Origin of the sequence: Motilimonas cestriensis (genome assembly GCF_021295315.1) — a bacterium.
GTDB classification, from domain to species: Bacteria; Pseudomonadota; Gammaproteobacteria; order Enterobacterales; family CBDFNC01; genus Motilimonas; species Motilimonas cestriensis.
The window spans coordinates 1-6,246 of record NZ_JAIMJA010000048.1 but is presented as its reverse complement, the minus strand read 5'-3'; the positions used below and the strand labels follow the sequence as shown (position 1 = coordinate 6,246).

Below are 6,246 nucleotides of genomic sequence, written 5' to 3'. Positions count from 1 at the left end.
GGGGAGTCGGCGTTTCATCGCAGAATACCTGAGATACTTGAAGATGTGGATGAACAGCTTCCGCCATTATTACGAGCAGGCATCGCTCACTCTTATGAAACTTATGAAGAGCTGCATGAGCAAAAAGAAGCTCGCGACGTTGAGCTCAAAAAGTATGTGCAAAACAATGCCGATTGTCGCCGGTTAATGGCCCTGGAGGGCGTTGGTCACATTTCTGCCTTGGGTTTGCTAGTGCGATTACGCGGAGGTGATTACGACAGTGGTCGCAATGCGGCGGCTTGTATAGGGCTGACACCCGTGCAACATTCCAGCGGTGAAAAAGTGAGAATGGGGCGAATAGCAAAACAACAAGGTAGCACCTTGCGCAGTTGCTTATTTTTAGGAGCCCGCTCGGTGGTATGTAAGCTCAAACATCGCGAGCCAACGACCGAGAAAGAGCGTTGGTTAAAGGGATTGATAGCTCGAAGAGGCATCAAGTGTGCCGCTATCGCCCTGGCCAATAAAACGGTCAGAACGGCAGTTGCGATGTTACGCAATGGCAATGACTATCAACCGCAACCGTTGGCTGCAAACGCAGCTTAATTACCACCGAAGTACAACAGCGTTACCGTAAAGAATTGATTCAATAGCATGCAAGTAATAGGTAAGACCAACCACTGAGAGCCTGTAAATTCGCGGGTGTGATAAGCGCTAAGCAACATCAGCGCGAAAACACCGTGTGGGAGATGAGGCACAGCGGTGCGAACACATTTGAGGGCCGGGGTAGCTCCCCAAAGAGAACCCGTATATAAGCACGCATCTTATGCTATGACATCGCAAAACTATTGAACAATACGAGGAGTCCATATAAGCGGTTTTTAAACCGCGAAAAACGTGATTCATTGCGCTTGATAACGAGCCTATTCGCGATATAAATATCGCTCCTTGTATGTTGAACTTGTTGATTGGTGTTTTTTTTGTAGGACTGAGCTTGCTCAGGGAATTTGCGATGTTCGCTGAGCAAGCTCATCTCCTACGGGCTGTGCGCTCGTGATGAATTGTACGACACACCTACAGGTGCGGTTTCCATCTATGGCTTAAACCGCGAAAACCGCGAAAACCGCGAAAACCGCGAAAACCGCGAAAACCGCGAAACCATCATCATTTATTCAGGTTAGAAATCCACCTACCTAGACGTGCAATCAACTGCAGTAATACTTTTTTCTTAAATATCAAGACTTAGCTTTTACTGAGTAAAGTCGCAATTTTGCTAAAAGCATACGAAATAGCTTGATAAAAAGGTGAGAGATTCATTAGAATCGCCGCGTCAGTTACGATTAATCACATAATTACAGCGGCGTGAATCTGTCAATTTCGTCGCTTAAAACACAGAGTAGAGCACATACTGTTGTGATAACGATTGCAGAGTTAAACGAATCTCTGACAAGTTTATCTGTATAAAGTGTGAAACACACCACTGTGTTCTAAAGTAAATATGTGAAAACATGATCTAGCTAACTTGTGTCAGATCAAGTTTCTTGAGATGTTACACCACAGGTAATGAAGCCTTAAATAAACTTCTGTTACCTACCCTTATCCCTAATAAAAACCGTAAGTGAAGGACAACCTTTATGAACAAGCAAATGAATAAACTACAACAGGGTTTTACCCTAATTGAATTAATGATCGTAGTAGCGATCATCGGTATTTTGGCAGCAGTTGCATTACCTGCTTACTCTAAATACCAAGCAGGTGCGAAGGTTTCAGCTGGTCTAGCTGAAATATCATCTCGTAAAACTGAATTTGAACTGGTTATCAACAATGGCGACACAGTAACAAAAGGTGCAATAGGCCTAGACAGTTCAAGCGCAAACTGTACATATGGTGCTGATGACGATGGTATTACCTGTGAAATTATCAAAGCACCAAGCCAAGTAGAAGGTGGGAAGATTACTCTAGGTCGTTCATCTGGTGGTGTTTGGACGTGTAGTGTAGACACAAAACTAAAAGAATACGCTCCAAAATCTTGCCTATAAACATCCGTCGTAACTAATATATAAAGCCCCTAGTGGGCTTTTATTGTTTCCATTTAAGCAGGTAAAGCATTGATGAACGAGAAGGCGACTAGCGGATTAGACAATCTGTCCAACGGCTTAATTTCAAACTTGATTAGTCGCGGCTTAGTTGCAAAAGAGAAAGTGCCTAGTATTGCCTCAGGGATAAAAAACGAAAAAATTCCTCTTGTTTCATATTTGGTTAATGAGTCTTACATCTCTTCAAAAGAGCTGGCTGATTTTTGCGAAGCCGAATATGGCATTCCACTCCTCGATCTTGATTCTTTTCAATTAGAAGATATTCCCGATAAATTTATCAATGAAAAGCTAATCGAAAAGCACCATGCGCTACCGATTTATACGCAAGGCCACACTTTATACATTGCGATGTCCGACCCCACTAACGTCGGGGCATTAGAAGACTTTGGCTTTAGCTTTGCCATGCATACCGAAGCCTTGCTGGTTGAGGAAAACAAGCTACAAAAAGCAATTACTAAGTTAACCGAAGATGATGAGTCTGCTCTTGGTGACTTAAATGACGCAGAAATAGGCGATATTGATATCGATGAGAGTGAATCTCGTCTCGATGAAGCGCAAAATATGGGCGATGATGACGCCCCTATTGTTAAGTACATAAATAAGATCCTTTCAGATGCGATTCGTAAGGGCGCATCAGATATTCACTTTGAGCCTTATGAAAAAAAATACCGGGTACGTTTGCGTATCGACGGCATACTAGCCGAAGTGGCGACGCCACCAATTAATTTGGCGAATCGTTTTTCCGCGCGGCTAAAAGTAATGTCAAAGCTAGATATTGCCGAGCGCCGTATCCCGCAAGATGGCCGGATTAAGCTGCGCTTATCGAAAAACAAATCGATGGATTTACGGGTTTCAACCTTGCCCACCATGTGGGGCGAAAAAATCGTAATGCGGATTTTGGATAGCTCAGCAGCTAAGCTGAATATTCATGCGCTGGGATATAGTGATAAACAAAAGAAACAGTATTTAGATGCTATAGCAAAACCGCAAGGGATGATTCTAATTACCGGCCCTACCGGCTCGGGTAAAACGGTTTCTTTGTACACGGGTTTAAATATTCTTAATACGCCAGAGCGCAATATTTCTACTGCGGAAGACCCCGTTGAGATTAACTTGGAAGGGGTTAACCAAGTACAAGTTAACCCAAAAGCCGGCTTAACCTTTGCTAGCGCACTGCGATCATTCCTGCGTCAAGATCCTGATATCGTGATGGTAGGTGAAATCCGTGACTTAGAAACGGCCGAAATAGGCATTAAAGCGGCGCAAACTGGTCACTTAGTATTATCTACGTTACATACCAACTCTGCCTCAGAAACCTTAACGCGGATGCTGAATATGGGCGTGCCTGCTTTTAACCTAGCCTCTTCGGTAACCCTTATTATGGCGCAGCGTCTAGCACGTCGCTTGTGTGAGCACTGTAAAACCCCAGAGCAAATCCCTTCCTCAGAGTTATTGGCGCTAGGCTACACTCAAGTGCAAGTGGCGAAAGGTATTACTACTTATAAAGCGGTGGGGTGTGACAAATGTACTGATGGCTATAAAGGGCGCGTCGGTATTTATGAAGTAATGGTGATGTCAGAAGCAATCAGCCGTGCCATTTTAGATAATGCCAATGCTATGCAACTGAATGATATTGCTCAAAAAGAGGGCATGCACACGTTAAGGCAATCAGCTCTTATCAAAGCTGTTGAAGGCGTTACTAGCCTTTCTGAAGTAACACGTGTAACGAGCTAGTAAACACCTTCATCCCCAATTAAAGGAATTCAAATGGCAGTAGCAAATAAAGTTAAAGGTGCGCCAAAAATTTACACCTTTAAATGGAGCGGTGTAAACCGCAAAGGTAAAAAAGTTGCTGGCGAAATGCAATCAGAATCAGCAGCTATATTAAAAGCCGAAATGCGTCGCCAAGGCGTTAATATTACAAAGATCGCAAAAAAATCTGAATCCATATTTAGCAAGATGGGCAACACCGTAAAAGCAATGGATATTGCGATTATTTCACGCCAAATTGCCACTATGCTGTCAGCCGGTGTACCATTAGTGCAAAGCTTGAACATTATTGCCAAGAGCAATGAAAAAGCAGCTATTAGAGATTTAATGGGCAGCATAGCAAGTGAAGTAGAAACAGGTACGCCCTTATCAGATGCACTAAGAAAGCACCCTAAATACTTTGATGATTTATATTGTGATCTTGTCAGCTCAGGCGAGCAATCAGGTGCGTTAGAAGCCATCTACGACCGAATTGCAACCTACAAGGAAAAAGCAGAAGCACTGAAGTCAAAAATCAAAAAGGCCATGTTTTACCCTATTACAGTAGTACTGGTTGCAATTGTTGTAACAACAATTCTACTACTTTTTGTAATACCGCAATTTGAAGAAATATTTAGTGGCTTCGGCGCTGAGTTACCCGCATTTACGCAATTTGTCATCGGTATTTCAGTATTTATGCAAAACTATTGGTATGTTGTATTCGGAGTTTCATTTATTGCAGGCTATGCATTTAAACAAGCACATTTAAAATCGCAAAATGTACGCGATAAAACCGACAAGTTTGTCTTGAAACTCCCTGTTATCGGTACAATATTGCACAAGGCTGCCATGGCACGTTTCGCTCGAACCTTATCGACGACTTTTGCAGCGGGTATTCCACTTATTGATGCTCTAATCTCGGCAGCTGGGGCTTCTGGAAATTTTGTCTATAGAACAGCTATTTTAAACATCCGTAATGAGGTTGTTGCAGGAATGCAGATGCATGTAGCAATGCGCACCACTGGCGTATTTCCTGACATGGTAACGCAGATGATTATGATCGGCGAAGAATCAGGTGATTTGGATGGCATGCTAACCAAAGTTGCAGACATCTTTGAACGCGAGGTTGATGATGCGGTTGATGCACTAACCAGCTTACTCGAGCCATTAATCATGGTTGTCTTGGGGGTAGTGGTTGGTGGTTTAGTTATTGCCATGTATCTCCCTATATTCAGCTTAGGCTCTGTTGTTGCCTAACTGAAAGTTGCAAATTTGAAGGTGTAAGCAGCAATGCAAGATGTCATTTTAGTAATGGAGGCCTACCCCGCCTCCATTATTGTTTTTGCTGGGGTACTAGGTCTAATGGTCGGTTCATTTTTAAATGTGGTGATCCACCGCTTACCCATTATGATGCAAAAAGATTGGCAGTCGGAATGCCGACTTTTGCTTAGTGATGAGCTTAAATCTCCTCATAACGAAGACGAGGTAGCTCCGCGTTATAATTTGGTTGTCCCCCGCTCGGCTTGTCCTAAATGTAATCACCAAATCACCGCATTAGAAAATATCCCAGTAATCAGCTGGCTAGTACTTAAAGGTAAGTGCAGTGAGTGTGCTAACCCTATCTCAGCGCGCTACCCAGGGGTTGAGCTGTTAACAGGCTTGATGTCTGTCGCAGTCGCTTTTGTGGTGCCCTTTGGTTGGCCGCTATTATTGGCATTGACCTTAACTTGGTTTCTCGTGGCAATGACCTTTATCGACTTTGATACCATGTTATTGCCTGACCAACTGACCTTACCTTTATTGTGGCTAGGTTTGCTGGCGAACTGTTTTGGCACCTTTACCGATTTACAAAGTGCAGTGCTAGGCGCTGCCGCGGGTTATTTAAGCCTATGGAGCATTTACTGGGCCTTTAAGCTGCTAACCGGCAAGGAAGGCATGGGTTATGGCGACTTTAAGTTACTCTCCGCCTTAGGCGCTTGGTTTGGCTGGGTGTCGTTGCCGGTTATTATTTTGTTGTCGTCTTTTGTTGGCGCGGTTGCAGGTATTGCCTTGATGGTGCTAGCAAAAAATGGCCGTGGTCAGCAAATTCCGTTTGGCCCCTATTTAGCGGGTGCGGGTTGGTTGTATTTGGTTTATGGCCAAGAATTAATTGAGCTGTATTTTTCGGTGATTTTGTAGGTTTATCGCGATATAAATATCGATCCCACATAGTGCTAATACATTGTGGGAGCTGAATTTATTCTGCGATGAGTTTGAAGTATTAGCCGTTATCTAGCAGATTTTATCGCGATACAAATATCGCTTATATGGACTCCTCGTATTGTTCAATAGTTTTGCGATGTCATAGCATAAGATGCGTGCTTATATACGGGCTCTCTTTGGGGAGCTACCCCGGCCCTCAAATGTGTTCGCACCACTGTGCCTC

General features: G+C 43.5%; 5 protein-coding genes. All 5 read left to right on the top strand.

The features are described from left to right. Nucleotides 1–582: transposase (locus K6Y31_RS21710; RefSeq protein ID WP_233055126.1), on the top strand; the 582-nt coding region annotated here is incomplete at its 5' end. Nucleotides 583–1,610: 1,028 nt separating this feature from the next. Further along, nucleotides 1,611–2,015 (top strand): pilin, encoded by a 405-nt coding sequence (locus tag K6Y31_RS21705; RefSeq protein WP_282560226.1) that lies wholly within the window; start codon nt 1,611–1,613, stop codon nt 2,013–2,015. 72 nt (nt 2,016–2,087) lie between these two features. Continuing rightward, a complete protein-coding gene (gene pilB, locus K6Y31_RS21700; RefSeq protein ID WP_233055125.1) occupies nt 2,088–3,806 on the top strand; it encodes a type IV-A pilus assembly ATPase PilB in 1,719 nt (572 codons plus the stop codon). Nucleotides 3,807–3,839: 33 nt separating this feature from the next. Next, nucleotides 3,840–5,078: a type II secretion system F family protein gene (locus K6Y31_RS21695; protein WP_233055124.1), complete on the top strand. Its 1,239-nt coding sequence runs from the start codon at nt 3,840–3,842 to the stop codon at nt 5,076–5,078. A gap of 33 nt (nt 5,079–5,111) precedes the next feature. After that, nucleotides 5,112–5,999, top strand: coding sequence for a prepilin peptidase (locus K6Y31_RS21690; protein ID WP_282560225.1), 888 nt, complete (start codon nt 5,112–5,114; stop codon nt 5,997–5,999). Nucleotides 6,000–6,246 lie beyond the last annotated feature (247 nt).

Bases quoted from the DNA above. Each gene is read 5' to 3' on its own strand.
- K6Y31_RS21690 (WP_282560225.1), top strand. From the start codon at position 5,112: ATGCAAGATGTCATTTTAGTAATGGAGGCCTACCCCGCCTCCATTATT.
- K6Y31_RS21705 (WP_282560226.1), top strand. From the start codon at position 1,611: ATGAACAAGCAAATGAATAAACTACAACAGGGTTTTACCCTAATTGAA.
- K6Y31_RS21695 (WP_233055124.1), top strand. From the start codon at position 3,840: ATGGCAGTAGCAAATAAAGTTAAAGGTGCGCCAAAAATTTACACCTTT.
- pilB (WP_233055125.1), top strand. From the start codon at position 2,088: ATGAACGAGAAGGCGACTAGCGGATTAGACAATCTGTCCAACGGCTTA.